Source organism: Bradyrhizobium sp. WBOS07, from assembly GCF_024585165.1.
GTDB lineage: Bacteria > Pseudomonadota > Alphaproteobacteria > Rhizobiales > Xanthobacteraceae > Bradyrhizobium > Bradyrhizobium japonicum_B.
On the sequence record NZ_CP029008.1, the window covers coordinates 4,808,827 to 4,824,254 of the forward strand.

The 15,428-nt window shown below is 64.0% G+C and carries 16 protein-coding genes; 11 read left to right on the forward strand and 5 right to left on the reverse strand.

Annotation, left to right across the window (positions count from 1 at the left end; translation table 11 throughout):
* The first annotated feature begins 11 nt into the window (after window positions 1–11).
* The 5 genes from DCM79_RS22880 to DCM79_RS22900 all read left to right on the forward strand — a co-directional run bounded on the left by DCM79_RS22880 (window position 12) and on the right by DCM79_RS22900 (window position 3,952).
* On the forward strand, window positions 12–254 hold the full coding sequence (locus DCM79_RS22880) for a DUF4170 domain-containing protein (protein ID WP_028134338.1): 243 nt from the start codon (window positions 12–14) through the stop codon (window positions 252–254).
* Window positions 251–970, forward strand: coding sequence for a lysophospholipid acyltransferase family protein (locus tag DCM79_RS22885; protein WP_257176461.1), 720 nt, complete (start codon window positions 251–253; stop codon window positions 968–970). The genes DCM79_RS22880 and DCM79_RS22885 overlap by 4 nt, the downstream gene beginning before the upstream one ends.
* Complete coding sequence (locus DCM79_RS22890; protein WP_257176462.1) at window positions 963–2,279, forward strand: 3-deoxy-D-manno-octulosonic acid transferase; 1,317 nt, start codon at window positions 963–965, stop codon at window positions 2,277–2,279. Before DCM79_RS22885 ends, DCM79_RS22890 begins: the two co-directional genes overlap by 8 nt.
* Window positions 2,272–3,288 carry a tetraacyldisaccharide 4'-kinase gene (gene lpxK / locus DCM79_RS22895; RefSeq protein ID WP_257176463.1) on the forward strand — a complete coding sequence of 339 codons (1,017 nt, stop codon included), beginning with the start codon at window positions 2,272–2,274 and terminating at the stop codon, window positions 3,286–3,288. Before DCM79_RS22890 ends, lpxK begins: the two co-directional genes overlap by 8 nt.
* Before the next feature lie 328 nt (window positions 3,289–3,616).
* A complete protein-coding gene (locus DCM79_RS22900; RefSeq protein WP_257176464.1) occupies window positions 3,617–3,952 on the forward strand; it encodes a GYD domain-containing protein in 336 nt (111 codons plus the stop codon).
* A 1,198-nt stretch (window positions 3,953–5,150) separates the two neighbouring features.
* Here DCM79_RS22900 and DCM79_RS22905 read toward each other — a convergent pair.
* Entirely contained in the window at window positions 5,151–5,378 is a 228-nt protein-coding gene (locus DCM79_RS22905) for a DUF2093 domain-containing protein (RefSeq protein WP_257176465.1), read from the reverse strand.
* A gap of 195 nt (window positions 5,379–5,573) precedes the next feature.
* Here DCM79_RS22905 and DCM79_RS22910 point away from each other — a divergent pair, with 195 nt between their 5' ends.
* Together DCM79_RS22910 and DCM79_RS22915 are read left to right on the forward strand one after the other, a co-directional pair.
* On the forward strand, window positions 5,574–6,401 hold the full coding sequence (locus tag DCM79_RS22910; protein ID WP_257176466.1) for a dienelactone hydrolase family protein: 828 nt from the start codon (window positions 5,574–5,576) through the stop codon (window positions 6,399–6,401).
* Window positions 6,402–6,606: 205 nt separating this feature from the next.
* Window positions 6,607–6,753, forward strand: a complete 147-nt coding sequence (locus tag DCM79_RS22915; protein ID WP_257176467.1) for a hypothetical protein — start codon at window positions 6,607–6,609, stop codon at window positions 6,751–6,753.
* Between the two features lie 162 nt (window positions 6,754–6,915).
* Here the strand turns inward: DCM79_RS22915 and xseA are convergent, their stop codons facing one another.
* The gene (gene xseA / locus DCM79_RS22920; RefSeq protein ID WP_257176468.1) at window positions 6,916–8,538 is read right to left on the reverse strand and encodes an exodeoxyribonuclease VII large subunit; all 1,623 of its coding nucleotides are present in this window, start codon (window positions 8,536–8,538) and stop codon (window positions 6,916–6,918) included.
* A gap of 488 nt (window positions 8,539–9,026) precedes the next feature.
* Between xseA and DCM79_RS22925 the strand changes: the two genes are divergently transcribed.
* Window positions 9,027–9,212 (forward strand): hypothetical protein, encoded by a 186-nt coding sequence (locus tag DCM79_RS22925; RefSeq protein ID WP_257176469.1) that lies wholly within the window; start codon window positions 9,027–9,029, stop codon window positions 9,210–9,212.
* A gap of 44 nt (window positions 9,213–9,256) precedes the next feature.
* Here DCM79_RS22925 and DCM79_RS22930 read toward each other — a convergent pair whose 3' ends face one another.
* A complete protein-coding gene (locus DCM79_RS22930; protein WP_257176470.1) occupies window positions 9,257–9,793 on the reverse strand; it encodes a transposase in 537 nt (178 codons plus the stop codon).
* 62 nt (window positions 9,794–9,855) lie between these two features.
* Complete coding sequence (locus tag DCM79_RS22935; protein ID WP_257176471.1) at window positions 9,856–10,881, reverse strand: DUF2806 domain-containing protein; 1,026 nt, start codon at window positions 10,879–10,881, stop codon at window positions 9,856–9,858.
* Window positions 10,882–11,392: 511 nt separating this feature from the next.
* On the opposite strand from DCM79_RS22935, the gene DCM79_RS22940 reads away from it, so the two are divergent.
* From DCM79_RS22940 to DCM79_RS22950, 3 genes are all read left to right on the forward strand, one after another.
* Entirely contained in the window at window positions 11,393–11,797 is a 405-nt protein-coding gene (locus DCM79_RS22940; protein WP_257176472.1) for a hypothetical protein, read from the forward strand.
* A 536-nt stretch (window positions 11,798–12,333) separates the two neighbouring features.
* Entirely contained in the window at window positions 12,334–13,617 is a 1,284-nt protein-coding gene (gene purD, locus DCM79_RS22945) for a phosphoribosylamine--glycine ligase (protein WP_257176473.1), read from the forward strand.
* Between the two features lie 198 nt (window positions 13,618–13,815).
* A complete protein-coding gene (locus tag DCM79_RS22950; protein ID WP_257176474.1) occupies window positions 13,816–14,718 on the forward strand; it encodes an alpha/beta fold hydrolase in 903 nt (300 codons plus the stop codon).
* A gap of 144 nt (window positions 14,719–14,862) precedes the next feature.
* Here the strand turns inward: DCM79_RS22950 and DCM79_RS22955 are convergent, their stop codons facing one another.
* Window positions 14,863–15,321, reverse strand: coding sequence for a nucleoside deaminase (locus tag DCM79_RS22955; RefSeq protein WP_257180826.1), 459 nt, complete (start codon window positions 15,319–15,321; stop codon window positions 14,863–14,865).
* Between the last annotated feature and the right edge of the window lie 107 nt (window positions 15,322–15,428).

Consider the following 15,428-nt stretch of genomic DNA (forward strand, 5'->3'; position numbering starts at 1 on the left):
GAACAGAACTGATGCCAGATAGTGCCCCGCAACAATTGCTTCACCTCGTCATTGGCGGCGAGCTCGTCGATCTCGAGCAGAATGTCTTCAAGAATCTCGACGACGTCGAGATCGTCGGCCTCTATCCGAATTACGCCACCGCCCACGCCGCCTGGCGGGCCAAGGCGCAGTCGACGGTCGACAACGCGCAGATGCGCTATTTCATCGTCCATCTCCATCGGCTGCTCGACCCGAATCAAGAACCGGCACGTTGAAGAGACTGCTTCGCAATACGCTGCGGAGCAGCTGGTTTCAGCGTGCCGTCGGGGTTCTGGCGGCCGAATATCTGCGCCTGGTCTGGCGGACCAACAAGTTCACGCTCGATCCGCCCGACGTCTATGAACGCGTCGAGCCGCAGCTCCCGGCGATCTTCGCCTTCTGGCACGGCCAGCATTTCCTCACGCCCTTCATCAAGAACCAGAACAAGCCCTCCTATCGGGCCAAGGTCCTGATCTCCCGTCACCGCGACGGCGAGTTCAACGCCATCGCGGTGGAGCGGCTCGGCATCGGCCTGATCCGCGGTTCCGGCGATCATGGCGGCGCCTTCCACCGCAAGGGCGGAGTCGGCGCCTTCAAGGAAATGGTGCGGACGCTTCAGGACGGTTGTAATGTCGCGCTGACTGCCGATGTCCCCAAGCGCGCGCGCGTGGCCGGGCTCGGCATCATCATGTTGGCACGGGAATCCGGGCGGCCGATCATGCCTTTCGCGATGGCGACCAGCCGCTTCATCCGGCTGAAGAATTGGGACCGCACCACCATCAATCTGCCGTTCGGGCGGGGCGCCCTGGTCGGCATCAAGGAAATCCACGTTCCCGCAGATGCCGACGCCGCCACGATGGAAGCGTTGCGGCTGGAGCTGGAAGAGACGTTGAACGAGGCGACCCGCCGCGCCTACGCGCAGCTCGGCCGTCCGGGGCCGCAAGATGGCTAAATCGCTGCCCATTGCGCTGCCGATCACGTTGCGGATGTATCGGCGCCTGGCCGCGGGCCTGGTGCCGCTTGCGCCTGCGCTGATCAAGCGGCGGCTGAGGCAGGGCAAGGAAGACCCCGCGCGCGTCGGCGAGCGGCGCGGCATCTCACGCGACGTGCGGCCGCATGGCCCGCTGGTCTGGATCCACGGTGCCAGCGTCGGCGAGGTGCTGGCCGCGGCGGCGCTGATCGAGCGCTTGCGCGATCTCAACCTGCGCATCCTGCTCACCTCGGGCACCGTCACCTCGGCCGCGGTGGTCGCAAAGCGCTTTCCGCCCGACGTCATCCATCAATACGTGCCGTACGATTCGCCGCGCTACGTCGCGCGCTTCCTCGACCATTGGGAGCCCTCGCTGGCTTTGTTCATCGAATCCGATCTGTGGCCGAACCTGATCCTGGCCGGAGCGGCGCGCCGCGTGCCGATGGTGCTGATCAACGGGCGAATGTCGCCGCGCTCCTTCCCGCGCTGGCAGCGCATGCACGGCACCATCTCGGCGCTGCTGTCGCGGTTCGACATTTGCCTGGCGCAGTCGAAGATCGATGCCGAGCGCTTCTCCGCGCTGGGCGGCCGCGATGTCGTCACCACGGGCAATCTCAAGCTCGACGTGCCGGCGCCGCCGGCCGATCCCGCCAGGCTCGAGCGGCTGATGGCGATGACGCGCGGCCGGCCGATCATCGTCGCGGCCTCGACCCATCCGGGCGAGGACGAGATGCTGGTCGCGGCGCATCGCAGCCTGGTCGGCTTCTTCCCGCAGCTCCTCACCGTGATCGTGCCGCGGCATCCCGATCGCGGCTCTTCGATCGCCGGCCTGATCACGGCCTCGGGCCTGACGCCGGCGTTGCGCTCGCGCGAGGAGCTGCCGACCGCGACCACCGACATCTATGTCGCCGACACCATGGGCGAGCTCGGCCTGTTCTACCGCCTCTCGGGAATCGTGTTCATGGGCGGATCGCTGATCCGCCACGGCGGCCAGAATCCGATCGAGGCGATCAAGCTCGGTGCCGCCATCGTCCACGGGCCGCACGTCTTCAACTTCGCCGAAGTGTTCGAGGCGCTCGATGCGAGCGGCGCGGCGCGGCAGGCCGATACACAGGAGGCGCTGGTCAAGCAGCTCGGCCTGCTGCTGGCCGAACCGACCGTCCGCGAGAAGATGCAGCGCGCAGGTGCCGGTGTGGTCGAACAGCTCGGCGGCGCGCTGGATCGCACCATGACGGCGCTCGAGCCCTATCTGCTGCAATTGCGGATCGAGATGGGGGCCGCCAATGCGTGAGCCGGCCTTCTGGTACCGGCCACGTTCTCTTGCCTCATATGCGTTATGGCCGCTCGGAGCGCTCTACGGCGCGATTGCCGAATGGCGCATGCTGCGCCAGGGCACCGACGCCGGCATTCCCGTGATCTGCGTCGGCAATTACCATGTCGGCGGCGCCGGCAAGACCCCGACCGTGCTGGCGCTGACGAAGCTGCTGCGCGCGCTCGGCGAGACGCCGGTGGTGCTCAGCCGCGGCTATGGCGGGCGCCTGAAAGGCCCGGTCATGGTCGACTGCGCACGCCATACCGCGGCCGATGTCGGCGACGAGCCCCTGATGATGGCGCGCGACGTCCCGGTCGCGGTGGCGCGCGACCGTCTCGACGGCGTCGCGCTGGCGAAGTCGCAAGGCGCCACCATGATCGTGATGGACGACGGTTTTCAGAATCCGCGCCTGCTCAAGGACGCCTCGCTGATCGTGATCGACAGCGAGCGCGGCCTCGGCAATGGCGAGGTGTTTCCCGCCGGTCCCTTGCGCGCGCCGCTGCAGGCCCAGCTTGCGCGCACCGACGCGCTGGTGCTGATCGGCGACGGCCGCGCCGCCAACGACGTCGCCGCCGAGCTCGCCAAGCGCAACAAGCCCGAGCTGCGCGCGCGGCTGAAGCCGGATGCGGCTTCCCTCGCGCGGCTGGTCGGCCGCAAGGTGTTCGCCTTCGCCGGCATCGGCGATCCCGAACGCTTCTTCCGCACCCTCCGCGCCTGCGGCATCGAGGTCGTGCGCACCCGCGCCTTCGCCGATCATCACATGTTCTCGCGCGAGGAGATCGCAGCCCTCGCGGCGGAGGCCCTGCGCGAGCAGCTCACGCTGGTGACGACGGAGAAGGACCTCGCACGCCTGTGCGGCAGCGAGGGCGTGCCCGACGACATCGTGCCGTTCGCCGTCCATCTCGAGTTCGACGATCCCGCCAAGCTGCGTCAGCTGATCAGCGATCAGCTCTACAAGGCGCGCGAGCGAAGATTCGGCAGGCGATGATCTCGTAGAGAGGCAAGGCTATTCCGCGAAAATTGCGCCTCGCGCTTTCCTGCGCGAACGCAACGTGCGATGGCGAATTGATTGGCGCGATGCGATGTGTGAACCGAGCTGTCATGTCGCGAGCGGCAAAATCTCTTCCGCACGTCCGGGAGTTGATGTAGCCTTTCATGAGAGCCGTCACCGGGACGTGCCGAACTCCCGGAAATTATCGGCGGCGTTTATGCCCACGGCGGGCAGTGTATCTTCATCATTTCAGGTGCGATGGCCGTAACGACCAGCTCGGAACGGCACGAAGAGGTATTGCTAAGAGTTCAGAGGAGAACATGCCATGCATTTTTGCCTCACCGGACAATACACACCACGCGCGCTCAACGCGATCTTGGAAAATCCCACGACCAATCGCCAGGAAGCGGCCAGGAAACTCATCGAGGCGGCCGGCGGAAAGCTGATGTCGATGTACAGCGTTGCGGCCGACGGCCCAGGCGTCCTGGTGATTTTCGATGTGCCTGATCCCAGTGCGGCTCCGGCCATTTCCGGACTGACCGTTACGGCAGGCACCCTGCAGAACGTGAAGCTGACCCGGTTGTTCACGCAGGACGAGATCAAGCAGGTCCGCCAGAACGCGGCGAAGCTGCGCTCCTCATATACTCCGCCCGGAGGCTGACATCCGGATCTCGAGCGTTGCCGCCGCAGGCGTTGCAGGCGGCGGCAACGCTCACATCGCAGAACAATCAATTCTGCAAGCCGAGGCGAGCCGAAGGTCTCGCGTCCGTCGACGGACGATGCAATGCGGTGCGTGCTGCGTCCGGTGCCATGGGTCGGATGGACGTGCTTGCCAGCAGCCTCGGTTCCCCGCGGCGATCGTGCTTCAGCAGTCAGTTATGCTCACCACGTCCCAGCGGCCATCATTCCGACAATGGTCAGGCACGAGAGGCAGGCCACCATGACAGCATAATATTCGGGTGTATTCATTGCAGGCTCCCAAACTGTTGCCAGTTGCTTGGTCATTGCTACGCGGGAGAGGTTGTCCGTCGTCGGGCCGCTTCAATGCGGCGCGCGGTAATCGGGTTGGCGATGTATGTCCGTCTTGTCGTCGTCACCCCGATCCGCAGGATGATGATCCGCGTCCAGCGCCTGAGCGCGTTCAGTCGCGATCAGAAGCTGTTTCCGCATTTCAGCAAGACGGGCGCGACAATATTCTCGATAGAGCAACTCTAATATGGCGGGCATGATCACCCCCATCGTTTGGCTTTATATTCCGCCGCGAACTTTCCTGGTGAACGTAGCCGTCCAGATGACTCTTCGATATGAGCCCGTTCACAGACTGCGCCAATTCCAAAGCTCGATGGTCGTTTGGTTGGCTTGATTGTCTGCGCGATAAAAGGAGCAGGGCCAGTTACCTAACATGTACTATAGCAGCCCTCTGTTTCACCAAGACTTCGTCGAACAACTTAAGGGCGCCGAATCGCAACGAAGAATCCAACCACAGCGCGAAATGAATGACCACTGAGTGCACGCACTGTTCGATGCAACGCGGAGCGGCGTGGCGGAGATGATCTTGGTGCAGGATGTGCTCGTGCCGTTGCCGCCGCCGGAGCTGAGGTTGGCCGTTGGCAGGTAGATGGCGACGCCGAACGGACATTCAGCCGGCATTCATGGCCAGGCTCCTATCGATAGAGCTGCGTCCAGGAGAGGTCAGATGAAATTGCAGTCCGCGCGCGATGCTCCCGAGCCGCAATAGCCGAACCATGCCAAGAGCTCGATCTTGTAGGGTGGGCAAAGCGAAGCGTGCCCACGTGCTTCGTCGCGATCGTGCAGAGATGGTGGGCACGGCGCGTTGCGCCTTTGCCCACCCTGCGGGATCATTCCTGCGGTTTCGGCGCGCCGGGAAAATGCCGCTGCAGGACGGCGGCGGGTGTGGCGTAGGCCTCCTGCAGGTCCACGCTCCAGTACTTCAGCTCGTCGAGCGGGATCCGGACGTCCGTGATCGCGCAGCGCACGAAGGTCCCCGGCGAGATCACGCGGAAATCGCCGTCGAGATATTGCACCTGCGCTTCGCCATGGCCCGAGGGGCCGAACTTGTTCAGCACGGTCGAAAGTCTCCGTGGAAGGCCGCTCGCAAGGAAACCCCTGGAGGGCACGATGTGTTGGCCGGGATGTAGCATAGATAGGGCGGCTTGTCCGCCCGGTAAACCCACCGGCTTGTGATGTTTTGCCGCCGCTCCCGCGTGATCATGCCTTCCGCGAAGCATCGCTGGTTCCGGCACCTCCGACGGCAGAGTCCGATGCGCCTTCGATTGACCGCCCTGTTCGCGATGCTACTGGTGTCGGCCGCACGTGCCGCGCCGGCGCCGCTAGCAGTCGAGATTCCGCTGGCGTCGGGCGTCCTCCATGCGCAGCTCTACAAGCCCGACGGCACAGGCCCGTTTCCGACCGTGATCGCGCTGCATGGCTGTGGCGGGCTCGGCGGCCATTCCGATTCCATCCTGCCGCACTATCGCGACTGGGCCGAGCGCCTGCTCAAGGCCGGTAATGCCGTGCTGTGGCCCGACAGCTACGGCTCGCGCGAGCTCGGGCCGCAATGCCGCGTCAAGGAGATCCACGTCAAGGCGCGACGCGAGCGCGTCGGCGACATCGCGGCGGCGCGGGCCTGGCTGATGAAGCAGAGCTGGGTGGCGCGCGACCGCGTCAGCCTGATGGGCTGGGCCAATGGCGCCAGCGCGCTGCTCTGGGCCGTGCGTCCGCAGAGTGCCGCGCGGGACCTGGGTCCGGATTTGGGTCCGGATTTCCGCGCCGCGATCGCGTTCTATCCCGACTGCCGGATTTCCGCCGGCCTCGGCTGGAGCACGCGGGTGCCCACCCTGGTGCTGATCGGCGCCGATGACGACGTCTCGTCCCCGCCCGCCTGCCGCCAGATGGTCGAAGGCGCGCACGGCCGCAGCGCGCTCGCGCGCATCGTGGTCTATCCCGGCGCCGATCACGATTTCGACCGCGCCACCACGCCGCTGCACGCCAGCAACGATGCCGAAGCAATCGGGCGCGGCCATCCCGGCATGGATGCGCAGGCGCGCGCGGAGTCGCAGAAGGACGTCGTGAAGTGGCTGGCGCGGTGATGATGGTCCCGTAGCCCGGATGGAGCGCAGCGCAATCCGGGAAGGTCGCAGCGTGTGGCACGATCCCGGATTACGCTGCGCTCCATCCGGGCTACACGTCCCACATGAATCGGGGCCGCCCGTGAATCCACGGGGCGCGCGCCAAACCGGCTTCAGCCCGCGACGGCGCCTTGGTTCGGCCACGATATCGATTCAACGCAATCCCATGCGCAACCGCATCACCCTGCTCTCGGCATTCGCCGTCTTCACCGTCGCGCTCTGCCTCTACGAAGCCCACGCCGGCGCTCCCTTGCGCGCGCCGGACCATTGCGGCTTCTGGACCACGATCGACGCGGGATTGTCCTGCCGGTAGGGCACGCCGTCTCCGCGGACTCCGTCATTGCGAGGAGCTCTTGCGACGAAGCAATCCAGAATCTTTCCGCGGAGGGATTCTGGATTGCTTCGCTGCGCTCGCAATGACGAGTTTGTGCTATAGGGCCGCAACACGTCGCCAGTCGTTGCTCGGCTTACGTCCTCAGAACAGGCTGCCCTGATCCACCGGCTTGGCCGCGCGCTTCGGCGCGGGCTTGGTCTCCTGCGCGGTTTGCTTTGGCGGCGCCTGCGCGCGCTTTGCCGCCGGCGCCGGCCGGTCCGCATCCGCGGTCGCGCCGACGCGGCCGTCGGCGAACTCGATCTCGACGCGCGCGCCGGGACCGATCGCATCCGCCGCATGCACGGGATGGCCGGCCTCGTCGCGCACCAGCGCAAAGCCGCGCGCGAGCACGCTGCGATAGGACAGCGCCGACAGCAGCTTGCCGCTGTTCTCGACGCGGGCCTCTAACCGGTGCAGCAGCGTCGCGAGCGCGCGCTGTGCCCGCTCGCTAAGGCGATGCGTGCGCTCGCGCTGGCGGGCAATGGCGTTGCGCTGCGCCTGCGCGTTCGAAAGCTTCGAGGCGCGCAGGCGGATCTCGAGCCCGGCGAAGCGGTCGCGCCGCTGCCGCAGCAGCGAGCGCGCGGACAGGCCGAGCCGTTCGCCGCACACCGTCAGGCGATGATCGGCCTGCGCGATCTGGCCGTGCAGCACCCGCAGCGTCAGCTTTGAGCTGGCCGCGGTGAACCTGCGGAAATGCGCGTGCGTGTTGGCCTTGAGGCAGCGGGGCAGGGAGGCGCCGGCCGAATCCAGCCGCTGCCGGGGAATGGCGAGCAGATCGCCGGCCGCCGGCAGCGCGCGCGCGGCGGCGCGCAGCTCGCTGCGGCGGCTTTCCTGGGCGCGCTGCCAATGGGCGCGGGTGCGGCGGCCGAGATCGGCGACCTCGACGAACAGATCGCTGCGCACCGGCACCGCCATTTCGGCCGCGGCCGTCGGCGTCGGCGCGCGCTTGTCGGCGACGAAGTCGATCAGCGTGATGTCGGTCTCGTGCCCCACCGCCGAGATCAGCGGGATCATGCTCTCGGCTGCGGCGCGCACCACGATCTCCTCGTTGAACGACCAGAGATCCTCCAGCGAGCCGCCGCCGCGCGCGACGATCAGCACGTCGGGCCGCGGAATCCTGCCGCCCTCCGGCAGCGCGTTGAAGCCGCGGATCGCGGCCGCGACCTGCTCGGCCGAGCCCTCGCCCTGCACCTTGACCGGCCACACCAGCACGCGGCGGGGGAAGCGGTCCTCCAGCCGATGCAGGATGTCGCGGATCACGGCGCCGGTCGGCGAGGTCACGACGCCGATCACCTCCGGCAGCCAGGGCAAGAGCTGCTTGCGCGCCTCGTCGAACAGGCCCTCGGCGGCGAGCTTCTTCTTGCGCTCCTCCATCAGCGCCATCAGCGCGCCGATGCCGGCCGGCTCCAGCGCCTCGATCACGATCTGGTATTTCGAGGAGCCCGGATAGGTCGTGAGCTTGCCGGTGGCGATGACCTCGAGCCCCTCCTGGGGCTTGAAGCGCATGCGGCCGTGCACGCCCTTCCAGATCACCGCCTCGATCTTGGCGCTCTCGTCCTTGAGCGCGAAATAGCAATGGCCGGAAGAGTGGGCGCCGCGGAATCCGGAGATCTCGCCGCGAACCCGGACATGGCCAAAGGTGTCCTCCACCGTCCGCTTCAGGGACTGGGAGAGCTCGGAGACGGTGAATTCAAAGGCGTTGTTCAGTTGTTCCGCAGGCGGCATTGAGCAAACGATTCGGGGTCTTTTGGGATCAGGCCCGACGTTAGGGATTTTCGCCAGCCAGCGCCAGCCTCCGCCGTCATTCCGGGGCGCGCCCTCCTGGGCGCGAGCTATGGGGCGCACTTGCGCACCTGAGAATCCATCCCTCCGCCGACGCTGTGGCCCAATGGGATTTCGGGCTCGCGCGCTGCGCCCCCCGGAATGACGGTTCGTAGGATGGGTTGAGCCCTGGCGAAATCCATCACCTTCCTCTTCGGGCTCTTGTCATCACGACCGTCGTCCCGACGGCAAGCGATGGCGAAGCTTCGATGGCGTCCGCCGGCCAGCCTTTTGATGTTTCGACAAACAAGTGTGATGGGTTTCGCCAGGACTCAACCCATCCTACGGGCTGGAACAATGTCCAGGCGATCTGATTGGAACGTTGGTACGTCCAATCCGGGATCAACCAGCGAATTTCCTGGGAGGCGTCTTTTATCAGGGAGGAGCCACCAATGGATGACGAACGAAAATCATCAAAGGGCGCGCGGGCCGCTGAAGGCTTGCGTGAAGCAACGTCCAAGGACGAAGCGAAGAACGAGAGCAAGATGGGCCACGATCTGGCCAAGGGGGCTGATCGTTTCGAAGAGCGCTCGAAAAGCTCCGATGGAAAAAGCGCGGAAGAGAAACAAAAAGGGTGAAAGCTCGTAGGATGGGTTGAGCCCTTGCGAAACCCATCACTGCTCTATCCCCGCTCACCGTAATCGCGGCCGTCATCCGACTGATCGCCGGCCCAATCCACGGGGTAATTGCCAAGCCTGACGTGGCGATGAAACGAGGAGGGCGCCCAGTCACGCACCCGATCGACGAGCCCGTGCTTGACTGGGTTGATGTGAACATAGTCGACATGCCGCGCGAAATCGACGTTGTCACGAATGGTATGCTCCCAATATCTGCGCTGCCAGATGCCCCTCTCACCTTTGGCCGAGCGGCTTTGGGATATCCTCTCATTGCGCGCCAGACCGCGCGAAAAGGTGGATTTGATCAACTGCCAGCGCATTGCAAAATCGGCATCACCTTCCGGTAACGTCCACACCGTGTGAAGGTGGTCAGGCAGAACCACGATGGCATCGATCGTGAATGGATGGCGCCGATGCGTTTCGCGAAACGCTCCGCGCAACACCTCGATATGATCCGTCAGCAGCGCCAGTCTCCGCTTCGCCAGATTGACGGTGAAGAAGAAACATCCACCCGGAACGAAGTTGCGGCGGTACGCGGTCATGACGCGATCTTATCACGAAACAGGTGCGATGGGTTTCGCAAGGGCTCAACCCATCCTACGGGCTATGCTTCAATACCTTCAGCAAGGCTGAGACCCCATAACTGAAATGTTCGCTGGAGGAGGTGTACATAATCCGCAGAAGGCTGCGCTGCTATAAGGTCGATGATCTCGGCTCCGACAGCACTAAAGCGAACTCCGGCGGCCAATATGACCACCTCACCGTTTTTGGACCTGCTGTGGGGCAGAGGGTTGGGGAAGCCGGAGATGTCGTATGGCTTATTTGCAATCCTGATCTTCGCCACTCCTTCTTGGACGCTAGCATAAGCCTCGTAAGCCCAGCCATCCTCGACCATTATCCCCGCAGGGCCGAAGACATCGGATCTAACCGGCCCAACCACCTCTCTCAAAGCTGCATCTAAGCTATCCGGAGACATTTTTGGCTTTGCCGTGTAGTGGGAGCCGAGGCTCGATCCGACCGTAGACCAAATGGCTAGCGAGGTGGAGACTCCTCCTAGTAAGGTCGTGATCGAAAACGGGGCTAGTCGAGATAGAGCCTCAGCTTCATCTCGGGTGAGCATGCTTAAAGTGTTCAGCGTACGTGGACTGTATGATGCTTTCCCAGTGGCCTGCCGAACCAAAATTCGCGCCCAAATCGATTGGAAATCAACGTCGCTCACGTTCTCTGCCAGTGTCCAAAACCGATCCAGCCAATCAGGGTCCATGGGCTTGCCCGTCGAACTGACGTCCTCCGGCTTTGCGCGAACATCCTCGATGATTTGGAGAGCTACACTCTCCCGATTAAGCTGGTGTCTTTCGTGCTGCGCAGACAGGCGAAGTGTAGTCCGCTCTCCGAGTGTTAGATCAGCGACGTTTGTTGGCAGTCCGTTTTGTCCGAGTGCTTCGGACCATTTTTGGTAGACGGCCACTTCCGACTTGGCCATTCTGCTTGTCTGCCAAGGCCGTGCCCATTCGCCCACACCCCGGATAATGCCTTCCGCAACGATCTTTGCGGCTCCGGACAATCCAAACAGGTCTTTCACCTCAATCAGGGCAGCGACCCGGCCCTCGCTCTTTTCGTTTTGGGACATATGTCAACGGCCTCGCAAAATGTATGTGAACTTACAATGTCATTGGGGTGGCAGCGCTCAACTTCTTAGTCGGCACGCCGAGTTGCACGACCAAGCTCGTAGGATGGGTTGAGCCTTTGCGAAACCCATCACTTTCCCAATCTTGCTCCCGCCTTCGGGACTATCATCCGATCTGAAGTGACGATTAATCGCTCGTGGCGCTCGGTCAGCTAGCTATTGTGTGATGGGTTTCGCAAGGGCTCAACCCATCCTACGGGCTTTCTAGTGCCGAGACACGGGTGATGGTAACCCCTCAATCTCAAGACAGGGCGCCCCTTGGCGCTATCGGCTTGGCAACGCCGCTTGCCGCAGCAGCCTACCCCGCGAGCGGTTTAGTCCCCTGGACCGAAAGCGGACTTTGCTGCTGCCTTGGCGCTCTCTTGAAGCGAGCGAGCACCGAGTTGCCAAGAACTCTATTGACAACCACAACTACCAAAGGTGGAGTAAGAGCTCCTTATTTAGGGAGTTTCCGATGCCCATTTTGCCAGATATCGAATTTACCTTAGACTTCCCCGAAGAAGTAACATTGGTTCGGATGCCACCAGAAGTGGACGATGTCCTTCTCGCGACCGCCAAGCTTCGGCTACATAACCGCGGACTGGAGAACATGGATGCGGACATGACCGCAGGAGAGGTTCACCGTTGGTGGATCTACAACTCTGACGGCGAGTTGGTCGACGAAGTTCATGACATGGTCATCAACAGGATGGAGCATCTTGAGCTTCGTCGGGGTGCGCACCACCCAAGCGAAGGCCCTGAATCTCACGGCGTCAAGATCCACGGTAAGAAGTTTGCGTCGGAGGGACGATACAAGCTCACATATCGTTACTGGGGCGCTCAAGAAAGCCGTTGGTTTCAGCTGAAGATCGCACGATAGGCGGTGCATACCGAAGCGATCGCAACTGTGGTGGCGCCCGACGCCGCCACACGCGTATACCCTTGATGGAAGGGCTTCCTCCTATTGGGGATTGATTCTTTGAGGATGCACCCTCTCTCCAGCCCTTGTCCGCAGCGGGAGAGGGGGCACCTCGATCGTTGTAGAGCTGGAGCCTGATCCCAACCTGGCCGCCCTGCGCAACTCGGCGGCGATGGTGCAGGCTTCCGCGGCGGGGATTTGATCCTGCCTGACCAGTGGAACGGTCATTGCGGCCACCGCACGGCCAGAGGCTTTGAGGATCGGGCAGCTATAGCAGCTTCGGAAATGTTCGTTCCGTCGAAAGCGGAATAATTCGTGAGTGCCGCCAACCGGCGCGCGCGACGCGGCGCGATAAATCCGAAGTTCGCAGCCCCGAGGGGCAGCGCAGAACGACTGGAAATTCGTGGGCAAGCCCCCTTCACACCCACCCCGATTCATGCGACACCCCGATTCATGCGACCTCCGCCCCAGCCAACCCCCTCATACCTGAGCCCCTTATGCACATTCTCTTGCTCGGTTCCGGCGGCCGCGAACATGCTCTGGCGTGGAAGATCGCGGCCTCTCCCCTGGTGACCAAATTCTGGTGCGCGCCCGGCAATGCCGGGATCGCGAAGGAGGCCGAATGCGTGGCGCTGGATGTGGCGGACCACGCCGCGGTGATCGACTTCTGCAAGCAGAACAATGTCGAGCTGGTGGTGGTCGGGCCGGAGACGCCGCTGGCGGCCGGCATCGTCGATGATCTCACAGCTAGCGGCATCAAGGCGTTCGGGCCGAGCAAGGCGGCGGCGCAGCTCGAAAGCTCCAAGGGGTTCACCAAGGCGCTGTGCACCGAGTTCGGCATTCCCACCGGCGCCTACAAGCGATTCACCAATGCCGCCGACGCGCGCGCCTATGTGCAGAGCCAGGGCGCGCCGATCGTGGTGAAGGCGGACGGGCTCGCCGCCGGCAAGGGCGTCGTCGTCGCCAAGACCGTGGCTGAGGCCGAGGATGCCATCGCAATGATGTTCGAGGGCGCCTTTGGCGAGGCCGGCGCGGAGGTCGTGATCGAGGAATTCCTGCCCGGCCGCGAGATCAGCTTCTTCGCGCTGTGCGACGGCGAGACCGCGATCCCGCTGGCCTCGGCGCAGGACCACAAGCGCGTGTTCGACCACGACGTCGGCCCGAACACCGGCGGCATGGGCGCCTATTCGCCGACGCCGCTGGTGACGCCTGCCGTCCACGACGCGATCATGGCCAAGATCATCCTGCCGACGGTCTCAGGCATGAAGCAGCGCGGCACGCCGTTCCGCGGCGTGCTCTATGCCGGCATCATGCTGACGACGCAGGGGCCAAAGCTGTTCGAGTTCAACGTCCGCTTCGGCGACCCTGAATGCCAGGTGCTGATGCTGCGCATGATGAGCGACCTCGTGCCGGCGCTCCTTGCGTCATGTGATGGCCAGCTGAAGAATTTCGACCTGCGCTGGCACAAGGAAAGCGCGCTCACCGTGGTGATGGCCGCACAAGGCTATCCCGGCGACTACCGGAAGGGCACGCGCATCGAGGGGCTCGAGGACGCCGCCAAGGTGGACAAGGTCGAGATCTTCCACGCCGGTACGGTGGCGAAGGACGGTGCGATCCTCGCCAATGGCGGCCGCGTGCTCAATGTCTGCGCGCTGGGAGCGACCGTGACGGAAGCGCAGGCGCGCGCCTACCAGGCCGTCGACCGCATCCGCTGGCCGGAGGGCTTCTGCCGCCGCGACATCGGCTGGCAGGCGGTGGAGGCGGAGAAGGCCAAAGGCTGAGAATCGGCTGACAGGGGCCGCCAAGGCCTGGCTTTGCGGGCTCTCCGTCACCGGATCGCCACATGCGCACTCCAGAATGTGTAATCAGTCATTGGGCTTAGTGGCCCCGATGATGATACCGGTACTGTGCATGGGGTTGTTTTCGCACTTTTTGGCGTCGGGGGCCGACCCCGACTGACCCCTCAAGGATGCAACAAGATGTCCGATCTCGCCGATCTCTATCCGGGCTTTGCCGCCGAATGGATCGATACCTCCTTCGGCCGCGTCTTCGCCCGCGTCGGCGGCAAGGGACCGCCGCTGCTCTTGCTGCACGGCTTCTCCGAGACCCACGTGATGTGGCACCAGGTGGCGCCCGAGCTGGCCGAGCACTTCACGCTGATCATCGCCGACCTGCCGGGCTACGGCTGGTCCGACATGCCCGAGAGCGACGCGCTGCACATCCCCTACAGCAAGCGCGCGATGGCGAAGGCCATGGTCGAAATGATGGAGCGGCTCGGCCACGTGCACTTCGCGCTCGCCGGCCACGACCGCGGCGGCCGGGTGTCGTATCGGCTGGCGCTCGATCACCCGGGCCGGCTGTCGAAGCTCGCGGTGCTCGATATCCTGCCGACCTATAATTACTGGGAGCGGATGAACCGCGCCTACGCGCTGAAGATCTATCACTGGACCTTCCTGGCGCAGCCCTATCCGCTGCCGGAGACGCTGATCTCAGGCCAGGGCGAGTTCTTCCTGCGCTTCAAGATGGCGAGCCAGACCAAGTCGAAAACGCTCGACGCGATCGATGAGCGCGCGCTCGAACATTACCTCGCCCCGTTCCGCGATCCCGCCCGCATCCACGCGATGTGCGAGGATTATCGCGCCGGCGCCTATTTCGACTACGACCTCGACAAGGCGGATTTCGAGGCCGGCAAGAAGATCACCATTCCCATGCTGGCACTGTGGGGCAATGCCGGCGTGGCGCAAGCCGCCGCGACGCCGCTGGACACGTGGAAGCAATGGGCGACCAACGTTGAGGGCATGCCGGTGGATTCCGGCCACTTCCTCACCGAGGAGAATCCCGAGGTGACCGCAAAGACGCTGCGCGAGTTTTTCGCGGGTTGAGCCACACCGCGCGCCAAGCACTCAACTGTCATCGTCCGCGAAGGCGGACGATCCAGTACTCCGAGACGGCAATGGTTGATCCGAGAAGCCATGGCGTACTGGATGCCCCGCCTTCGCGGGGCATGACAGCGGAGGGTGGAGCCGCTACCGCCGCTCCCGGAAGAACTCCTTGAGCAGCCGCGCCGCTTCGGTCTCGCCGACGCCGGAATAGACGTCCGGCGCGTGATGGCAGGTCGGGGAGGCAAAGAATCGCACGCCTGATTCCACCGCGCCGCCCTTGGGGTCGGCGGCGCCGTAGTAGAGCCGCCTGACCCTTGCAAACGAGATCGCGCCCGCACACATGGTGCAGGGCTCCAGCGTCACGTAGAGGTCGCAGTCGACGAGGCGCTCGCTGCCGATCTTCGCGGCGGCTTCGCGCAGCGCGACGATCTCGGCGTGGGCGGTCGGATCATGGTCGGTCAGCGTCCGGTTGGCCGCGGTGGCAATGACCTCGTCATTGCGGACCACCACGCATCCGATCGGAACTTCGCCCGCCTTTCCGGCGTTTTCGGCCGTTTTGAGCGCCAAATCCATGAAAGAGGGGGCTTTCAAGCCTCGTATCATCGCCAGAAACCTGCTAGTAGCTCCGCCTTCAGCAAGAGTGGATACCGATTTTGCCTGAGCATGCGGCTCGGAACGAGCGCGCGCAATGCTCATCGCGCTACCCCCAA

Bases quoted from the DNA above. Each gene is read 5' to 3' on its own strand.
- DCM79_RS22880 (WP_028134338.1), top strand. From the start codon at position 12: ATGCCAGATAGTGCCCCGCAACAATTGCTTCACCTCGTCATTGGCGGC.
- DCM79_RS22890 (WP_257176462.1), top strand. From the start codon at position 963: ATGGCTAAATCGCTGCCCATTGCGCTGCCGATCACGTTGCGGATGTAT.
- lpxK (WP_257176463.1), top strand. From the start codon at position 2,272: ATGCGTGAGCCGGCCTTCTGGTACCGGCCACGTTCTCTTGCCTCATAT.
- DCM79_RS22900 (WP_257176464.1), top strand. From the start codon at position 3,617: ATGCATTTTTGCCTCACCGGACAATACACACCACGCGCGCTCAACGCG.
- DCM79_RS22910 (WP_257176466.1), top strand. From the start codon at position 5,574: ATGCGCCTTCGATTGACCGCCCTGTTCGCGATGCTACTGGTGTCGGCC.
- DCM79_RS22915 (WP_257176467.1), top strand. From the start codon at position 6,607: ATGCGCAACCGCATCACCCTGCTCTCGGCATTCGCCGTCTTCACCGTC.
- xseA (WP_257176468.1), bottom strand. From the start codon at position 8,538: ATGCCGCCTGCGGAACAACTGAACAACGCCTTTGAATTCACCGTCTCC.
- DCM79_RS22925 (WP_257176469.1), top strand. From the start codon at position 9,027: ATGGATGACGAACGAAAATCATCAAAGGGCGCGCGGGCCGCTGAAGGC.
- DCM79_RS22930 (WP_257176470.1), bottom strand. From the start codon at position 9,793: ATGACCGCGTACCGCCGCAACTTCGTTCCGGGTGGATGTTTCTTCTTC.
- DCM79_RS22935 (WP_257176471.1), bottom strand. From the start codon at position 10,881: ATGTCCCAAAACGAAAAGAGCGAGGGCCGGGTCGCTGCCCTGATTGAG.
- DCM79_RS22940 (WP_257176472.1), top strand. From the start codon at position 11,393: ATGCCCATTTTGCCAGATATCGAATTTACCTTAGACTTCCCCGAAGAA.
- purD (WP_257176473.1), top strand. From the start codon at position 12,334: ATGCACATTCTCTTGCTCGGTTCCGGCGGCCGCGAACATGCTCTGGCG.
- DCM79_RS22950 (WP_257176474.1), top strand. From the start codon at position 13,816: ATGTCCGATCTCGCCGATCTCTATCCGGGCTTTGCCGCCGAATGGATC.
- DCM79_RS22955 (WP_257180826.1), bottom strand. From the start codon at position 15,321: ATGATACGAGGCTTGAAAGCCCCCTCTTTCATGGATTTGGCGCTCAAA.